Below are 16759 nucleotides of genomic sequence, written 5' to 3'. Positions count from 1 at the left end.
GTAATATTAACATATTCATTAATATTTGTCAAGTAAAATAATTATTTTTGTTAGATAATCTAATAGATAATTTTTATATCTTTATCTTCACCGATTTTATTGTAGAGTTCCCGAGAAATCGTTAGCTCTATTCTTATGCCTTCCTGTAAATAATCGATCTTATTTACTTTGGCCATTCGATAAAAAAAATCTACTAATTCCATGCGGCGATGTGGAATAATTATTTTTAAAGTTATCATAAGGCTGGAAAAATATCCTTCTATCTTAAAAACCAGCAAATCTAAGTTCTCTCCTGTTTTGGCTGATATAAAAACAGATTCTCCAAAATCCTGTTTTGAAACTTCTAACCAGCTACGGTCCTCGATAAGATCGACTTTATTTAATGCTACAATTATTGGCACACTACTTGCCCCCAACTCCTTCAGAACACTTTGTACCGCCTGATTATGTTGGTAAAGCCGGCTATCAGCTGTATCTAAAACATGGATTAACAAATCAGCTTCATTGACCTCTTCCAAAGTTGCCTTAAAAGCTTCTATCAAATGATGGGGAAGATCATGTAAAAAACCGACAGTATCAGAAACAATGATATTTTGCCCATTTGGAAGCTGTAAACTCTTAGAAAGAGGATCCAAGGTAGTAAATAATTTCTCTGAGGTAATTTGAGTAGAGTTAGTAAGAAGATTAAGCAAGGTGGATTTGCCTGCGCTAGTATAACCAACCAAAGCAACCAAAGGTAAATTGTTAGCCTTTCTTTTTTTACGTATTGTCTGCCTATGAAAACTGAAATTTTTTAAATCATCCTTTAATTTGTCAATTTTTTTTCTTATTTGACGGCGGTCCATCTCAAGTTTAGTTTCACCAGGCCCCCTAGTTCCAATACCGCCTCCTAAATCAGAAAGCATTACCCCTTTACCGCTAAGGCGTGGAAGCAAGTACTGCAGTTGAGCCAATTCTACCTGCATCTTGCCTTCAGGGCTTTTTGCGCGCCGGCTAAAAATATCTAAAATCAACTGCGTACGGTCAATTGTTTTTTTACCGATAGCTCTTTCGAGATTACGCTGTTGGGTACCACTTAGGTCATGGCTAAAAATTACCGTATCAACACCTTCTTCATTAGCAATAGCGCTGATCTCTTCAACTTTGCCTTTTCCAATAAGGTAATTAGCCGTGGCATTTTGGCAAATAGAAATTATATTTTCAATTACCTCAACAGAAGTTGAACGAGCCAACTCCTCCAATTCTGAAGAAGTATCTTCAATACGCCAGTGGCCTTTATCTGTTTTTATCTGAATGCTAACTAGAAGAGCTTTTTCCATAACTTTAAAGCGATCCTTTGAGGTGTTTCATTATTATTAATATTCATCCACACAACACGTTTGTCTTTCCTAAACCATGTAAGTTGACGCTTGGCATAATGGCGGCTATTTAACTGTATAAGGCACTTACAATCCTCTAAAGAATGTAGACCGTTAAAATAATCTTTTAATTCACTGATACCGATAGCGCCTGTAGCAGTTTTGCTCAATTTATGCTTAAGGAGAGATTTTACCTCATTTATTAAACCCAGATGAAACATTCTATCAACTCTTCGATTAATTCTATCATAAAGCAATTGTCTTTTTAAATTCAATCCAAAAACTTCTATTTCATACTCCCTGCCTAAACCAACCCTGCTTTTTTGTAAAACTGAAATTGGTGTACCTGTTTTTAAATATACTTCCAGTGCACGAATAATCCTCCTTGCATCATTAGGATGAATTTTCTTAGAAGCATCCGGATCAATCTTAGATAGCTTATCATGAAGATAGCTACTTCCTTTAATGCCTAGTTGTCTATTTAATTTTGCGCGAATCAATTTATCTTCCGGAACCTTCGGGAATAATCCGTCTATAATAATCGAATAATATAGCCCAGTCCCTCCGACAAACAATGGAACCTTACCTTTTAAAATAAGCTTATCGCAAATCGACAACGCATCTTTACGATACCTAGCCACATTATACTCTTTGCTCGGCTCAACTATCCCAAGCAAGTGGTGCCTGACTTTTTTCCTCTGGGCTAGTGTTACTTTAGAGGTAATAATATCCATTTTACGGTATACCTGCATGGAGTCGCAAGAGATAATCTCGGCATTAATTTTTTTAGCCAAATTGATTGCTACCGCGGATTTACCTATACCGGTGGGGCCAACGAGAAAAATTATTTTTTTCTTTAGCATAAAATCTACGGGTAGATCTTGGTTTGATAACCTTCTTTGGAGAGCCTGTCTTCTAAATCCTGGGCCTCTTTAAGCGACTTTAACCTGCCTACTTTAACCCTGTAAGCACCGCCGGAGTTTTCAATATAAGCTGGAAAATCTGTAGCCAGTAATTTATCTTTTAAAATATCAGCATTAGTGCTGTTGGAAAAAAAAACCCACCTGCACAGAGTATTCACCTGTATCTGCTATAGAAGCTGCCGGTTTATCCCTGAAAACTAAACCTCTATTTAATCTTAACTCCGGGCTTAAGGGAAACTCCCTTCTTAATTTCGATAAATAATCATTTGACTGCTGGTTATTGCCCTTTTTAAACTCTAACTGGCTCAACCGGTACAGAATCGCCGCTTTTTGGCTGCTATCTGGCGCATCGCTAATCAGTTTGTTGTAAATAACCTCTGCTTCTTGGAATCTACCTCCGATTAAATAGGTATCTGCTAATCCCAATTCAGCCTGCTGTTTAAACTTACCTGATAAACCACCTGATATGCGTTTAAAACAATCCTGGGCTTGCTCTAATTTTAGCTCCTTAAGATAGCTTAAGCCTAAAATGTAGTTTAATTCATCAGCTCCCACAATATTAAGATGGTCTACTTGAGCCTGCGCTTCAAAAATAACCCTGAGATAATTACCTTCTAAGAAATCGACCTTAATACTATCCATATTCGCTGCCCAGCAAACAACAGGAATTATAAAAAGAGGAAAAATAATTATAAAGAATTTATCTTTTAGCATGTTTTACGCTTCTTACCTAATTTATTGGAGATACTCCTTTGTAAGTCCAACAACTCTCTATGCCGTTTTTCTTTTTTATCAAGGCTTAAATCTTCAGTAATCTTTGCCGCTTCGGTTTTTGGCCGAGGCGAATATTTAAAAATATAGGCAGAGTTAAATCTAATTTTTCTGACTAAATCAGAAGTTTCTTTAAACTCTTTATCTGTCTCAGTTGGGAATCCAACAATAATATCTGTAGTCAACAAACCGCCTTTAACAATTCTACGATAAGAATCGATTAAAACCAAGTATTCTTTTGCAGAATAACCCCGATTCATCAATTTAAGGATCCTATCCGAGCCTGATTGCAATGGCAAGTGCAGCCTTTTAGCTAATTTATCCAGATCCCGGATTGCTTTAAATAAATCAGCTGTAGCATCTTTTGGGTGGGAGGTAAAAAAATCTAATTCTTTCAAGCCTTCAAGCGCATTAATCTGCTCAAGCAAATTAGTAAAATTAACTTTATTATCCTGATAAGCGTTCACATTTTGCCCTAAGAGGGTTATCCGGGTAATCCCCTGCGCTATAGCTTCACGTATTTCTTTTAATATGCTTTCTTTTGTTCGATGGCGCAGCGGGCCGCGCACATATGGCACAACGCAATATGAACAAAAATTAGAGCAGCCTTCAGAAATAACAACGAACCCGTGGTTTTTCTCCTGATGGAATCCCGTATGATAAATCTCATCCGGCCGAATACTATTATCCGTTTCCCAAATCTTGCGTTCTAATAAAAGGGGACTGTCCCCGTCTTTTGGGGACTGTCCCCTTGTTTTTAATATCTTCTCAAGTATCTCAGGAATTTTCCCAATATCCTGCGGCCCAACCACAAAATCTATATTCGCATCTCTCTCAAAAGCCTTCTCTTTATAATTCTGAGCCATACAGCCAACCAAACCAATAATAGGGACTGTCCCCGAACGGGGACTGTCCCTAAGATTTTTTAACGCCCCGATTAAACTCCACACTCTGTCTTCTGCGTGTTTTCGCACCGAACAAGTATTAAAAATAACAACCTGCGCCTCGTTATCATCAATACAAATTTCATAGCCAGCTTTCTGAAGTAATCCTGAGATAACTTCAGAATCTCTGGTGTTCATTTGACAGCCGAAGGTGCGTATAAATACTTTTTTTTGTTTAAATTCCTTATTCATAATCTAATACACCTTATTCCTACCAATTCTTCCTTCTGTGCTCTTGTCAATGACTGAATCCGCTTTTCCTCTAAAAATGCTTTCCTAAAATAGCTATACTTCCTACTCCACACCAACTTAACCGGCCCTCTACCTCTGATATATTTTGCACCTCTACCTTTATTATGCAGCTCAATGCGCTTGCCGATATCAGAACTATAACCTGTATAATAAGTGCCATCACTACACTCGAGTATATAAACCCAAAACTTTCCGCTACGCTTAAAATTACCATTTCTTACCATAGCTTTAAGTATAAAAATAAACCCCGCACCAAAAGGCACGGGGTTTATTTATTAAACTAAGACCAAGAACATTATTTTTTCTTTAGTTTTTCCACCATCTCTGCCACATACTTTCCGGCAATATCCTTGCACCCTAAACCAAAAGCCAAAGCTAAACCCAAACCCAAAGAACCTAGGATTATGGAAATAGTTAATTCGGTTATAGTAATACCAATCTTTAGTTGTTCTAATGCAATAAGGACCGCAAAAACAATCACTATGGTTTCAACAATCTGGGCCAGAAGCTTACCCTGGTTTAAACCGGCATTGTTAGCCGCGGTCTGCACGATATTCTTCAATAAAGTCGATACAAACATCCCCAGGATCAAAATAAACAACGCTGCAATAACATTGGGGATATAAAGGATAACTTGTTTTAATAAATCAGCAGCAATAGTTACTCCCACAGCATTAATCGCAACCATAAAGGTTATCAAAAGGCCAAGCCAATAACAAATCCCGGCGATCAGATCGGATAAAGAATAGGTTATTCCCCCTTTTCCAAGCAGTTTATCAAGTTCTATGCGTTCAGAGATATCATCGATCTTGATTAGCTTAAGAGCTTTACCGACAATAGACCTAATAACCTTGGAAAGTAACCAACCAATAACCAGGATAATGATCACCAGTAACGCATTAACCATAAATTGGCTGATTTGAGACAATACTGTTCGCGCAGGTTCTAATAGAACCACTTGCCAACTACTCATATTACCCTCCTTTTTTAGTGCTACTATTTATATAACGTTAACATAACTAGACAGTTATGTCAAGAATTTAATACAGCTTCAACTTATAGAGCACTCCAATCTGTCTATCCTAACCATTTCTTTTTGAGTTCCGCATTTATCTTCTGCATCGCAGAATAAGTCAACTTCAAATCACCTGCATCTGAAATTTTAGCGCAAATTATCTTTTTATTCTCCTTACCGCAAATAAATTCCTCCACACTAGATACCCTAGCATGCAAAAACTTACTCATTATCTGAACTTCTTTATCGTCAGTAACCACAATAATATTCCTCGGTTGAGAAGAATTTTCAACTATTTTTTTTATCAGCTCATCAGCTTCTTTTTTTTGCGAAAACACACAAGTTAAATTAGCTTCTTCAGGGATCTCTCGTCCTGCCGGAGGATACCCGTCAAAAACAAGAATAACTTCGTTATTTTTACTTCCAGATAATTTGTTGAATCTGATAAAATCTGCCAGTGAATACTGGATGTTAATTGATTGTTTTTGTGGCCTAAACCGGGGATGATTTATCAGGTTGTATGCGTCGATGATGTACTGTAAGGACATAGATGAGTCCTCCGATAGCTCCATAAAAAACGATAAAGGAAAAAGATAAAAGTGACATAGCCAAAGCTAATTGTTTTACAACTGCCGCTTTAGCAAAATATACCACAAACAAACCTTCTCTTAAACCTAAACCTCCGACAGCAATAGGAAGTAAAGTAATTGCCCCGATTATCGGTAAAAAAATAAGGAAATAAATAAAGCTTATTTTTATCCCCAAAGAGAGCCCAATATAATAAACACACAGAGGTGAAAGAACTTGTATGAGAAAAGAGGTAGCCAGATTAAGAATAATTATCTTCTTATGATTGCCAAAAACGTGAATCTCTTGATGCACATCTTTTATAACTTCCCTTATCTTGCTTGACTTAGGTGTAGTTAAAAACTTGGTAATCTTGGAATAAATGTAATTATTAAATAAGACCAACAAAATAATAACTAATAATGCTATAATGAAAAAAACAGAGCTGAAAACAACTTTATCCAATATCAATTTCCTACCTAAAAAAAGTGCAGGTAAAACTACAAACACAAGGCCAATATAGCCACTTAGCCTATCCAAAAAAACAGTAGCAATAACCTCTTTTGCCTTCTTTGTGTGTCCGGCAAGATCAACAGTTCTGACAAAATCACCTCCGATTGTCGAAGGTAAAAAAACACTAAAAAAAATACCTCCCGAAAAAGAACTAATCAAGCGACCCAGAGGGATATTAATACCGGCTGCTTTAAGTAACATTTGCCAACGTAAGAAACCAAGGAGATAAATGAAAAAGAAGGCTACAAAACCTACTGATAAAAAAAATTTATTTGCTCCTTTTATATCCAAGATCAGCGTGTGGACATCAATCTTGTTAAACTTAAACAAAAGAACCAGAAGTATAACACTTATTCCGATTCTTAATAAAACAGCTAATACTCCTTTGAATCTCTTCATTTTTATTCTTAAATTTATTTTAAGGTCAATTTTCGGTAAGCTTCCAAGTATTTTTCTCTTGTTTTATTGATTATTTCTTCAGGCAATTCAGGGGCAGGCGGCGTTTTATCCCAGGCTAAAGTTTCCAAATAATCCCGGACAAATTGTTTATCAAAACTTGGGCAAGGCCCTGCGGGTTTATACTGATCAAGCGGCCAAAAACGCGATGAATCCGGAGTAAGCACCTCATCAATGATAATCATCTGATTATCATGCATACCAAATTCAAATTTTGTATCGGCAATAATAATCCCCTTCTCCAAAGCGAAACTACTGGCACGATTATAAACATCTATGCTTGTTTTCTTCAGGCACTGAGCGGTTTCTACGCCTACCGAATCCTCAACATATTTTTGGTCAACATTTTGATCATGGCCAACATCTGCTTTAGTAGTGGGAGTAAATAAAACCTGGGGTAATTTATCTGATTCCCTTAACCCCTTAGGAAGTCCGATTCCGCAAACCGATTGCTTCTCTTTATACTCTTTCCAACCTGAACCAGATAAATACCCTCTCACAACACATTCAATTGGAAAAGGCTTAGTTTTCAAAACTAACATTGAACGGCCCACTAAATCTTCTTTATATTTTTTTAATTCAACGGGATATTTATCCACATCGGTACAAATCAGATGATTCGGAATAATATCTTTAATAAGATCAAACCAAAATATTGAAATATCCGTTAAGATCCTACCTTTATCTGGAATACCGGTGGGTAAAACTACATCAAAGCAAGATATACGGTCTGTTGAGACTATTAAAAGCTTATCACTTAAATCATAAACATCCCGAACCTTACCGCGCCGCCAAAGCTTTAAATCTTTAAAATCTGTTTTTAAAAGGAGCTTATTTGGCATTATTCTTAAATCTCTTCTCTAAAGCATGATACTCCTCCCAGAGCTCTTTAGGCAGGTCCTTCTTAAAGTTACAGAAGAATTTATTTATTCCCTTTAGCTCCTCCGACCACTCCTCTTTATTAATCTTAAAGAGTTGCTCGGATACATCTTCAGAAAGATCAAGACCGGTCATATCAATATTAAAAGGATACGGGATATAGCCAATTGGCGTTTCCATCGCGTCTACCTTATTATTGCAGCGATCCAATATCCACTCTAAAATCCTTAAGTTCTCACAGAAACCAGGCCATAAAAATTTACCTTGTTCATCCGTACGGAACCAGTTAACATGAAAGATTTTTGGGGATTTGACCATAAGTTTTCCCATGTTCAACCAATGTTTAAAATACTCGGCCATGTTATAACCACAAAACGGAAGCATAGCCATAGGATCGCGGCGCACTGCCCCAATCTTCCCCACCTGGGCAGCAGTTAATTCTGACCCCATAGTAGCACCTACAAATACACCATGCTGCCAATTAAATGATTCATAAACAAGCGGAGCAACATGTGCCCTCCTGCCACCAAAAATAATCGCTGAGATCGGCACCCCATGATGTTGTTCCAGCCTAAATGAAGCCGAAGGACAATTTGTAATCGGAGTCGTAAAACGAGCATTCGGATGGGCTCCTTTAACGGATTTTCCTTCCGCATCCAAAGTATTAGGCTTCCAAGGCTTGCCTTTCCAATCAATACCTTGAGTGGGTATTTCTTCATCAGCACCTTCCCACCAAACGGTATTATCCGGTTTTAAAAGCACGTTAGTATAGATAGTATTCTTTTTTATTGTCTCAACCATATTCGGGTTTGATTTAGAATTTGTTCCAGGAGCAACACCAAAGAATCCTGTTTCAGGATTAATCGCCCAAAGCGAACCGTCGGAATCAACACGCATCCAGGCAATATCATCCCCCACAGTCCAAATACGATAACCTTTACTCTTAAGGCCTTCAGGCGGAATCATCATCGCCAGATTAGTTTTACCACAGGCACTGGGAAATGCCGCGGCAATATATTCAACATGCCCATTAGGCTCTTCTATACCCATAATCAACATATGTTCTGCCATCCACTTTTCTTTTTTAGCAATAAAACTGGCAATTCGCAAAGACAAACATTTTTTTCCTAAAAGAACATTTCCCCCATAACCGCTACCTACACTCCAAATGGTATTATCTTCTGGAAAATGCAGGATCAATCTCTTTTTTATATCTAATTCGGCTTTTGAATGAAGGCATTTGGTAAAACCATCGTCTTTTTCCAGCTGCCTTAACACCGCATCTCCGCAGCGGGTCATAATTAACATATTCAAAACTACATATTGTGAATCAGTTAATTCTACTCCGATTTTACTAAAAGAAGAACCCACCGGACCCATCGAAAAGGGAATAACATACATCGTCCTGCCAGCCATTGCTCCTTTAAAAATTGCCTTGGCCTTTCTGTAGGCAGCAGCCGGAGACATCCAATTATTATTTGGGCCAGCATCGTGTTTTTTCTTGGTGCAAATAAAAGTTAGATGCTCGGTCCGGGCAACATCATCCTGGGCGCTGCGATGTAGGAAACACCCCGGCAACTTTTCTTGATTCAAGCGGATTAATTCACCAGAACTCACAGATTCTTTCTCAAGTGCCAGCTTTTGCTCATCAGAACCATTAATCCAAATTATCCTGTCCGGCCCGCAAAGCTTAACCATTTTATCTACCCAATCAACTAATTTCTTATTTGTCGTAGGATACTGCCCCATGCGTTTACCTCTTATTTGCAATGAATTTATAAGCAGAATCAGCTGCCACTGCGCCATCTCCGCAGGCATTAATTACCTGATATAACCCTTTTTTACGGCAATCTCCGCAGGCAAACACCCCTTCAACCGAAGTAGCCATATTTTCATCCGTAAGAATTAGGCCTGTTTCATCCATTTCTAATTTACATTTCAGAAATACTGTTTCCGGAACATATCCGATGTAAATAAAAACTCCGTCACAATTAAAATCACTCTCTTTTCCGGTTAAAATATCTTTAATTGTAACTGCCTCCACCTTCTGCGTTCCCTTAATTTGCGTAACCACGCTGCTTAAAATAAAATTTATTTTACTATTCTGCCGCATCTTTTCCTGCAAGATTTCTGTAGCGCGTAGATCCTGACGGCGGTGAACCACGCTCACTGAGTTGGCAAAACGGCTCAGATATATTGCCTCTTCGGCAACGGCATTTCCTCCCCCAATAATTACCACCTTTTTTCCCTTAAAAAAAGGCGCGTCACAAGTAGCGCAATACGAAACACCACGTCCGGTATATTTTCCTTCACCTTCAACATTTAATTTTCTAGGAGCTGCACCGCTGGCGATAACAATTACGCTGGCTTCATAGGCCGTGCTGGTAGTCTTAACTATTTTTTTAGAACAATCTAGATCCAAAACTTCATCATTTATAATTTTGACTCCTAAATCCCTAACTTGCGCCTCCATCTTCCCCATCAACTCATGCGTAGAAACTCCACCAAGAAAACCCGGATAGTTTTCTATTGACTCACTCATAAGTATCCTGCCGCCGACAGCCATTTTCTCAATCAACAATGTATCCAGCCTGCTACGGCCAGCATAAAGAGCCGCGGTTAAACCCGCAGGCCCTGCGCCAATAATAATTAAATCATGCATTTTACAATATCCTTTTTAAAGCTGCAGTTTACAAACCCGAGCACCTGTTTTCAATGCCATTAACTTTTTTTTAATACGTAACTTTTCTAGAAATGACGCGTAATCAATTATGAGCTTTCCTTTTAAATGATCGATTTCATGTTGCAGGACACAAGCAAAAAGATCATGGGCTTCGATTTTTAACGGATGGTTATTTTCATCTTTAGCTTCTACCCAAACATGTTTTGCGCGCTTGACCTTAATACAAACACCCGGTACGCTTAGGCAGCCTTCGCTAATAGCCTGGCTGCCTTGTTTTTTTATAATTACAGGATTGATCAATTTATAAAGCCCTTCTCCGATATCGACAACAATTAACTGCTGGCTTATGCCAATCTGGGGAGCAGCCAAACCGATACCTGAACCTTCGTACATAGTACCGGCCATTCGGCTTAAAATCTGTCGATGTTCAGAAGAAATCTGCGTAATTAATTTAGCTTTTTTCCTCAAAATTGAATCGCCAAATACTCTAATTTTTAATTTTGTTTCTTTCATCTACTTTAATAATTTTCGATTCTATAGACTTAGCTTCTTTATCTTCTACTGATATATAAGAAACAATAATCACCTTATCTCCGGGGCAAGATCCTCGTGCCGCCGGCCCGTTAAGACAAACCACTCCACTTGCGGATTTTCCTTTAATTACATAAGTCTCGATACGCTGGCCATTATTAAGATTCAAAACTTCAACTTTCTCATGTTCAAGAATATCGGCTGCCTGGATCAAATCGGAATCAATAGTAATACTACCCTCATAATTAAGATTTGCCTCTGTCACCGTTGCTCTATGAATTTTAGATTTTAACATAGTCCTTTGCATATTATCTCCCTTTATTAAACTCTAAATCCTGAATCTTGGGACCGTTTCTATTTTTCTAAATTTAGAAAAATAGAAACGGTCCCGTGTTTTATCTTTTTATTAATTTATAAGTTTGCCGGGCAATCATTAACTCCTCGTTAGTAGGGATAACCAAAATTTTCGGGTTTATTCCTAAACAGGCAAATAAACCTTTGCAAATTTTTTCCCGGATATTGGGCTGATTTTCACCAATACCTGCAGTAAATATTAAGGCATCCAACTCGCACAATACCGCCAAATACGCTCCGATATATTTTCTAATGCGATAAACAAAAATATCTACGGCTAATTTCGCCCGAAGGTTACCCGCATTAGCCTTTTCTTCAAGTAAACGCATATCATTACTGATACCGGATATACCTTTTAAACCGCTTTCTTTATTCAAGATACGATCCATTTCCTTTGTATCGATTTTTTTCTTACGCATGATATGAGTAATCAAAGCAGGATCAGTATCTCCACAGCGAGTACCCATAACCAAACCCTCAAGAGGAGTAAAACCCATGCTAGTATCAACGGATTTTCCTTTATCGACCGCAGTGATACTACAACCATTTCCCAAATGACAGGTTATTAATTTTAATTTATTCAGTGGCTTCCTCAGGATACGGCTGGCTTCCGCAGTCACATACTCATGGCTTGTGCCATGAAAGCCATATTTTCTAATCCCAAACTTTTGATAATAATCATAAGGCAAACCATATATATAAGCATGTTCGGGAATACTTTGATGAAATGCGGTATCAAAAACCGCAACCTGCTTTTTCCCAGGCAGAAGCTTTTGACAGGCGAGTATACCGGCTAAATTAGCCGGATTATGCAGAGGAGCGATTGCGCAACACTTTTTTATCTCTCTAATTACATTTTTATCGACTAATGTAGGCCTTTTAAATTTTTCCGCACCATGGACTACACGATGGCCAACCGCATCCACCAATTTAATCTCTTCTAATATAATTTTTAAACCAGAATAATGGTTACTAAACTTGGAGCCTGCTTCACCAATATGGCCAATGGAACCTTTTGAAATTAACCTCTGTGAGGGCATATCAAAAAGCTTATATTTAATTGATGAACTTCCGCTATTAATCACCAGTATCTTCATTATTGCGCCCTAATTGCTGTCACCGCTACACTATCAACAATATCTTCAACAAAACAACCGCGCGATAGATCGCTTGCCGGTTTATTTAATCCCAAGAATAGCGGCCCAATTGCACGGCAACCGCTCAAACGTTGTACAAGTTTGTATCCGATATTGCCAGCTTCAAGATTTGGAAAAACAAGCACATTAGCCCTACCGTTAATCGGACTATCGGGACATTTTATCTGCGCTACTTCAGGTACAATGGCAGCATCCGCCTGCATTTCACCGTCGGCTAATATATTAGGCGATTGTTCTTTAAGCAAAACTAAGGCTTCGGTGATTTTTTCCACGGATTTTGTTTTAGCTGAACCCTTTGTGGAATAACTTAAAAACGCTACACGTGGAGTAAGATTTAAAACTTTTCCGGCTAATTCAGCAGCAGTTAATGCAATACAAGATAACTGGCGCGCATTAGGATCAGGAATCACTCCGCAGTCGGCAAAAATAAATGTCCCATTATCCCCATACTGACAATTTGGTACATCCATAATGAAACAACTTGAAGCAATGGTAAAACGTTCATCTAAACCAACGCAACGGATACAAGCACGCGCGATATCCGCAGTAGTATGAATTGCCCCAGCAACTAAACCATCAGCCTTACCCTCTCGGGTCATCATTGCCGCATAATAGAGATTATCGGAAAAAAGATTCCTTACTGTAGCTAAATCTATATCCTTTGATTGATATAATTGATAATACTCCTGAATATAACGCTCTAATTCATTCTTATCAATCACATCCGGAGTTAAAACTAAAGGAACGGCCAGTGCCTCCTGCTGAACAATACGCGCAGCTTCAATCGTTCGCTTATCATCATACTCCGGTAAAACTATTTTTTTAATTTTTTTCTGTGCTTGCTTGTGAATCCTGCTAATTGCATCCATCTTAGATCCCCTTTAGAATTTTATTAAAGTCCACATTTTCCTTAATTAATTTCACTACGGCATTAATCTTCTCAGTATCACAACTCCTGATCTTCACCGTTAAATCATGTACGCAAGTAGCCACATCATAAGTATCGGATTTGGCTAATAAAACCGGAATCTGGGCTTTGGACAAAAGATTCATAGTCGGCTCATCCGGAGTAATACCACACGTTAAAACTATTCCGCAGATTTTTAGCTTTTTATTAACTAAATCACGGAAACAGTTCAAGGCAATAGTAATCATATCCTGCCGGTCGCCTGGAGTAATCATTAGGCTATCTTCGGTGATGTAACGTGCGGCATCGCGCGGCTCCATTGCCGCAACAATTACCTTTGAAACTGACCGCTCCAGGTATTCTTTACCACAAATAACCTCAAAATCCGTTTCTTCTAAAATCTGCTCAATTGTCGGCCGGGCAAGCATAGGATCATAAGGCAATACACCTAAAACATCAACCCCTTTTCTTTCCAATCCTTTTCTTACTAACCGGTTAATTTTGTCAAATTTAGTCGGCAGGACTTTATTTACAATTACTCCCAAAACTTTAACTCCTTCTTTTTCAAAAAGGGCCTTATTTAAAATAACTTCATCTATCGGCCTACCAACACCGCCTGAAGAAATAATAATTACTTTTGAACCTAGAAGCTTCGCAACTGTTGCATTAGAATGGTCAAATACCGAGCCCACACCGGCATGGCCAGTACCCTCAATTACAACCAACTCCTGATTTTTAGAGACCCTGCGGAAAGACTCTTGAATTTGGCTAGAGATATTCTTTTTATCGGGCTTGGCTATGTATTTTTCGGTAAAACCTTTTTCTACCGCAATCGGGCTCATATCCTTAAGCCCGGATTTTATCCCACAAACCTCCTCGATAAGAATAGAATCTTCATCAATCTTTAAACCCTCTTCTTCAAGATAGCGCTGGCCGATAGGCTTAATAAAACCTACCTTGCCAAATTTTTCCTGCAGATTCCTAATTATCCCTAAAGAAACCGTAGTCTTGCCGTCATTTTGCTTAGTAGCGGCAATAAAAATTTTTCGCATCCCACACCTTTTCTTTTATTTATTCATTAAGCCCTACACCTTCAAACTTTAGATATAAAGAAGGTGCGGGACACATTAAAGGTTTTCTTCGATCTTGCGCTTCAGATCAGACTTACTGGCTACTCCGACAAGCTGGCCCATAACTTTACCTTGTTTAAAAAATATTATCGTCGGTATTGACATTATCCCGTACTGGGTAGGAATCTTAGAATTGTTATCAACATCAACTTTACCAATTTTAATCTTTCCCGCATACTCTTTAGCTAACTCATCAATGATTGGAGCGATTTGCTTACAAGGAGAACACCAAGCAGCCCAAAAATCCACTAAAACCGGTATTTCAGATTCCAAAACCTCTTTTTTAAAATTTGTATCCGTAAAATGTTGCGTACTCATAACCTTAATCCTTTACATTAATAGGGTTAATAATATTGGCAGGTTTATTTAAATTATCATAAAGATAAGATAATTGCAAGAAAAATTGGGGACAGCCATTTTTGAAATAATGGGACCGTTTCTATTTTTCAGCTCAAAACAGGTAAAAATAGAAACGGTCCCATTATTTTCTTATACTTGAGTCGCCAGTTTTCGAAGCTGCTCTGAGTAATACCCGGCTGTAAGGGAATCAAGTGAAGCGGTCAACTCCTGAAGTTTTAACTGCTTATCAAATCTTTTGCTCCTATCTTCAATAGCTAGATTATCCAACTCTGATTTTACCCTTAAGCGCTCAAAATAGAGCTTATTTACCTGGTCTAAAATATCATTACGCAGTTCCACCATAAGCTTTGAACGCACGTCAATACTAGTTTGAGCGTCATTCCAAACTACATTGCTTAAATCCCAGCTTAATGAAACATCCCAATCAACGGCATCGCGGCCTCTGCGTAGTGTATCGTCGTCGCTTCTAGTGGTTGAGCCGCCTTCCCAGTGCCATAAATCAGTTGAATTCCGGTCCACTCCTACGTTTACCTGCGGCAATAAAGCTTTCTTGGCCGCTTTTTTTCTCCATTGGGATATTTTTTCCGGGCTCACTTCGGCGTATTTTATTGCCGCATCCTGTACTTCTTTAATTTTGGGCTCATTCTTAAGGTATTCCTGTAAAAAAACCTGCGTGCCAAAATTTACATGGTTACTCATCTTGGCATTAAATACCCCTCTTTCTCCTGCTGCGTAAATATTTCCTTTATCATCCAACGCAAAAGATTTTAGTTTTCCTGCCAGTAAACCAAAAGAAACCTCCGCCCAGCGCTCATCGCCATAAAGAAAAATTCCTGATTCGCTAAGTGCCAAAACTTGAGAATTATCCGATAAGCAAACTACTTTGACATCCCGGTTTAACAGGCCATATTCGGGTAACTTTTGCCAGTTCCTGCCTTGGTCCAAACTTTTATAAACCCCTTTTGCGCTAGATAAATATACCAAGTTTATATTATTAATACCAGCCTTTACAAAACGAATATCAGAAGAATTCTCAGGCACATCCACATCTTGATCAACAGAACCAACTTTGTTGTTTTCGCGGGAATAACTTGAGAAAATCCTTTCCCAACTCCTGCCACTATCTAAAGATTTAAATATCCCATTTACTGCGGCTAGATAAATAATCATATCTTTCTTAGAAACAAAATCAATGTTGAGTATAGCGTTCTTATCAATTTCACCCCTTTCTTTATTCCAACTGCGTCCGTTATCCCTGCTGATAAAAAGCCCGGCTTTTGTCCCAACAAATAACGTATTCAATGTGCCAATAATGCTTGTGCATTGCTTCTCTAAGTTATTTTTGCCCTGAAAGATTCTTTCCCAGCGGTCGCCCAAATTATTACTTCGGTATAAACCATTATCGGTAGCTGCGTAAACACAGTTGTAATTAATCGAATTTACCGATAAACAATTGATGTTACGCATTGCTCCTCTTAACGTCAATACGCTGCGCCAGCTTTTTCCCGCATCCTCGCTTTTTAATATACTTCCAGGAATCCCTATAAAGATAGTGTTATTGTCAGCTTGATTGACTAAAATTACCCCTGCATTATGGTTTCCACAACTTATATCCTGCCAATTCAATTCCTGCGCCCTAAGATTAGCAACCAAAAAACATACCCAAATCATTGCAAAACCAATAACTATCCTATACATTTTGCCACCTCCTAAGGCAATTGACGTAAGGCGGCAAAAAATCTAACTAATTATTTTTACAAATAAAAAAGGGCGCTTTTTTGGAGGAACCTTTATGCCGGTAGGCTTTAAAGGAAAGCACCCTTTTTAATCTATGTCATAGTGAAACATTACTCTATCGTGTCATTGTGAAGAGTCCGCCATTGATTCAGTGGCGGACGACAAAACAATCCCATTACTAATCCCGTCATTCCCGCGAACAGACTGTGTCAATAGTCTGGG

At 38.3% G+C, this 16759-nt stretch carries 19 protein-coding genes; all 19 read right to left on the bottom strand.

Translation table 11 applies throughout. From position 1 onward, the window contains the following. Positions 1-59: 59 nt before the first annotated feature. The 19 genes from hflX to PHC29_03920 all read right to left on the bottom strand — a co-directional run bounded on the left by hflX (position 60) and on the right by PHC29_03920 (position 16498). Positions 60-1319, bottom strand: coding sequence for a GTPase HflX (gene hflX, locus PHC29_04010; protein MDD5108659.1), 1260 nt, complete (start codon positions 1317-1319; stop codon positions 60-62). Beyond that, positions 1301-2221: a tRNA (adenosine(37)-N6)-dimethylallyltransferase MiaA gene (miaA, locus tag PHC29_04005; protein ID MDD5108658.1), complete on the bottom strand. Its 921-nt coding sequence runs from the start codon at positions 2219-2221 to the stop codon at positions 1301-1303. The genes hflX and miaA overlap by 19 nt, the downstream gene beginning before the upstream one ends. A gap of 5 nt (positions 2222-2226) precedes the next feature. Further along, on the bottom strand, positions 2227-2439 hold the full coding sequence (locus PHC29_04000) for an SPOR domain-containing protein (GenBank protein ID MDD5108657.1): 213 nt from the start codon (positions 2437-2439) through the stop codon (positions 2227-2229). Further along, complete coding sequence (locus PHC29_03995; GenBank protein MDD5108656.1) at positions 2396-2995, bottom strand: tetratricopeptide repeat protein; 600 nt, start codon at positions 2993-2995, stop codon at positions 2396-2398. Before PHC29_03995 ends, PHC29_04000 begins: the two co-directional genes overlap by 44 nt. After that, positions 2989-4188 (bottom strand): tRNA (N6-isopentenyl adenosine(37)-C2)-methylthiotransferase MiaB, encoded by a 1200-nt coding sequence (gene miaB / locus PHC29_03990; GenBank protein MDD5108655.1) that lies wholly within the window; start codon positions 4186-4188, stop codon positions 2989-2991. The genes PHC29_03995 and miaB overlap by 7 nt, the downstream gene beginning before the upstream one ends. Then, a complete protein-coding gene (locus PHC29_03985) occupies positions 4185-4472 on the bottom strand; it encodes a GIY-YIG nuclease family protein (protein MDD5108654.1) in 288 nt (95 codons plus the stop codon). Before PHC29_03985 ends, miaB begins: the two co-directional genes overlap by 4 nt. 71 nt (positions 4473-4543) lie before the next feature. Then, entirely contained in the window at positions 4544-5221 is a 678-nt protein-coding gene (locus PHC29_03980; protein MDD5108653.1) for a hypothetical protein, read from the bottom strand. A gap of 104 nt (positions 5222-5325) precedes the next feature. After that, positions 5326-5811: an NYN domain-containing protein gene (locus PHC29_03975; GenBank protein MDD5108652.1), complete on the bottom strand. Its 486-nt coding sequence runs from the start codon at positions 5809-5811 to the stop codon at positions 5326-5328. Beyond that, on the bottom strand, positions 5756-6742 hold the full coding sequence (locus PHC29_03970) for a lysylphosphatidylglycerol synthase transmembrane domain-containing protein (protein ID MDD5108651.1): 987 nt from the start codon (positions 6740-6742) through the stop codon (positions 5756-5758). Before PHC29_03970 ends, PHC29_03975 begins: the two co-directional genes overlap by 56 nt. A gap of 14 nt (positions 6743-6756) precedes the next feature. Beyond that, positions 6757-7641 carry a phosphoribosylaminoimidazolesuccinocarboxamide synthase gene (locus tag PHC29_03965; GenBank protein ID MDD5108650.1) on the bottom strand — a complete coding sequence of 295 codons (885 nt, stop codon included), beginning with the start codon at positions 7639-7641 and terminating at the stop codon, positions 6757-6759. After that, positions 7631-9427 (bottom strand): phosphoenolpyruvate carboxykinase (GTP), encoded by a 1797-nt coding sequence (locus PHC29_03960; protein MDD5108649.1) that lies wholly within the window; start codon positions 9425-9427, stop codon positions 7631-7633. The genes PHC29_03965 and PHC29_03960 overlap by 11 nt, the downstream gene beginning before the upstream one ends. 4 nt (positions 9428-9431) lie before the next feature. Beyond that, positions 9432-10340 carry a thioredoxin-disulfide reductase gene (gene trxB / locus PHC29_03955; GenBank protein MDD5108648.1) on the bottom strand — a complete coding sequence of 303 codons (909 nt, stop codon included), beginning with the start codon at positions 10338-10340 and terminating at the stop codon, positions 9432-9434. 15 nt (positions 10341-10355) lie between these two features. Continuing rightward, positions 10356-10874 (bottom strand): peptide deformylase, encoded by a 519-nt coding sequence (gene def / locus PHC29_03950; GenBank protein MDD5108647.1) that lies wholly within the window; start codon positions 10872-10874, stop codon positions 10356-10358. Beyond that, the gene (locus tag PHC29_03945; GenBank protein MDD5108646.1) at positions 10849-11199 is read right to left on the bottom strand and encodes an aspartate 1-decarboxylase; all 351 of its coding nucleotides are present in this window, start codon (positions 11197-11199) and stop codon (positions 10849-10851) included. The genes def and PHC29_03945 overlap by 26 nt, the downstream gene beginning before the upstream one ends. An 88-nt stretch (positions 11200-11287) precedes the next feature. Further along, complete coding sequence (locus PHC29_03940) at positions 11288-12343, bottom strand: acetate kinase (protein MDD5108645.1); 1056 nt, start codon at positions 12341-12343, stop codon at positions 11288-11290. Further along, positions 12343-13272: a phosphate acyltransferase gene (locus PHC29_03935; protein MDD5108644.1), complete on the bottom strand. Its 930-nt coding sequence runs from the start codon at positions 13270-13272 to the stop codon at positions 12343-12345. The genes PHC29_03940 and PHC29_03935 overlap by 1 nt, the downstream gene beginning before the upstream one ends. A gap of 1 nt (position 13273) precedes the next feature. Beyond that, positions 13274-14362, bottom strand: a complete 1089-nt coding sequence (locus tag PHC29_03930; GenBank protein MDD5108643.1) for an AAA family ATPase — start codon at positions 14360-14362, stop codon at positions 13274-13276. 75 nt (positions 14363-14437) lie between these two features. After that, positions 14438-14758, bottom strand: coding sequence for a thioredoxin (trxA, locus tag PHC29_03925; protein MDD5108642.1), 321 nt, complete (start codon positions 14756-14758; stop codon positions 14438-14440). Positions 14759-14929: 171 nt separating this feature from the next. Continuing rightward, entirely contained in the window at positions 14930-16498 is a 1569-nt protein-coding gene (locus tag PHC29_03920) for a hypothetical protein (GenBank protein ID MDD5108641.1), read from the bottom strand. Between the last annotated feature and the right edge of the window lie 261 nt (positions 16499-16759).

The organism is Candidatus Omnitrophota bacterium (genome assembly GCA_028712255.1).
Classification (GTDB): Bacteria; Omnitrophota; Gorgyraeia; order Gygaellales; family Profunditerraquicolaceae; genus UBA6249.
This window is presented reverse-complemented; position numbering and strand designations above follow the sequence as displayed.

Excerpts from the sequence above, each read along its gene's own strand:
- hflX (MDD5108659.1), bottom strand. The coding sequence starts at position 1,319 with ATGGAAAAAGCTCTTCTAGTTAGCATTCAGATAAAAACAGATAAAGGC.
- miaA (MDD5108658.1), bottom strand. The coding sequence starts at position 2,221 with ATGCTAAAGAAAAAAATAATTTTTCTCGTTGGCCCCACCGGTATAGGT.
- PHC29_03995 (MDD5108656.1), bottom strand. The coding sequence starts at position 2,995 with ATGCTAAAAGATAAATTCTTTATAATTATTTTTCCTCTTTTTATAATT.
- miaB (MDD5108655.1), bottom strand. The coding sequence starts at position 4,188 with ATGAATAAGGAATTTAAACAAAAAAAAGTATTTATACGCACCTTCGGC.
- PHC29_03985 (MDD5108654.1), bottom strand. The coding sequence starts at position 4,472 with ATGGTAAGAAATGGTAATTTTAAGCGTAGCGGAAAGTTTTGGGTTTAT.
- PHC29_03980 (MDD5108653.1), bottom strand. The coding sequence starts at position 5,221 with ATGAGTAGTTGGCAAGTGGTTCTATTAGAACCTGCGCGAACAGTATTG.
- PHC29_03975 (MDD5108652.1), bottom strand. The coding sequence starts at position 5,811 with ATGTCCTTACAGTACATCATCGACGCATACAACCTGATAAATCATCCC.
- PHC29_03970 (MDD5108651.1), bottom strand. The coding sequence starts at position 6,742 with ATGAAGAGATTCAAAGGAGTATTAGCTGTTTTATTAAGAATCGGAATA.
- PHC29_03965 (MDD5108650.1), bottom strand. The coding sequence starts at position 7,641 with ATGCCAAATAAGCTCCTTTTAAAAACAGATTTTAAAGATTTAAAGCTT.
- PHC29_03960 (MDD5108649.1), bottom strand. The coding sequence starts at position 9,427 with ATGGGGCAGTATCCTACGACAAATAAGAAATTAGTTGATTGGGTAGAT.
- trxB (MDD5108648.1), bottom strand. The coding sequence starts at position 10,340 with ATGCATGATTTAATTATTATTGGCGCAGGGCCTGCGGGTTTAACCGCG.
- def (MDD5108647.1), bottom strand. The coding sequence starts at position 10,874 with ATGAAAGAAACAAAATTAAAAATTAGAGTATTTGGCGATTCAATTTTG.
- PHC29_03945 (MDD5108646.1), bottom strand. The coding sequence starts at position 11,199 with ATGCAAAGGACTATGTTAAAATCTAAAATTCATAGAGCAACGGTGACA.
- PHC29_03940 (MDD5108645.1), bottom strand. The coding sequence starts at position 12,343 with ATGAAGATACTGGTGATTAATAGCGGAAGTTCATCAATTAAATATAAG.
- PHC29_03935 (MDD5108644.1), bottom strand. The coding sequence starts at position 13,272 with ATGGATGCAATTAGCAGGATTCACAAGCAAGCACAGAAAAAAATTAAA.
- PHC29_03930 (MDD5108643.1), bottom strand. The coding sequence starts at position 14,362 with ATGCGAAAAATTTTTATTGCCGCTACTAAGCAAAATGACGGCAAGACT.
- trxA (MDD5108642.1), bottom strand. The coding sequence starts at position 14,758 with ATGAGTACGCAACATTTTACGGATACAAATTTTAAAAAAGAGGTTTTG.
- PHC29_03920 (MDD5108641.1), bottom strand. The coding sequence starts at position 16,498 with ATGTATAGGATAGTTATTGGTTTTGCAATGATTTGGGTATGTTTTTTG.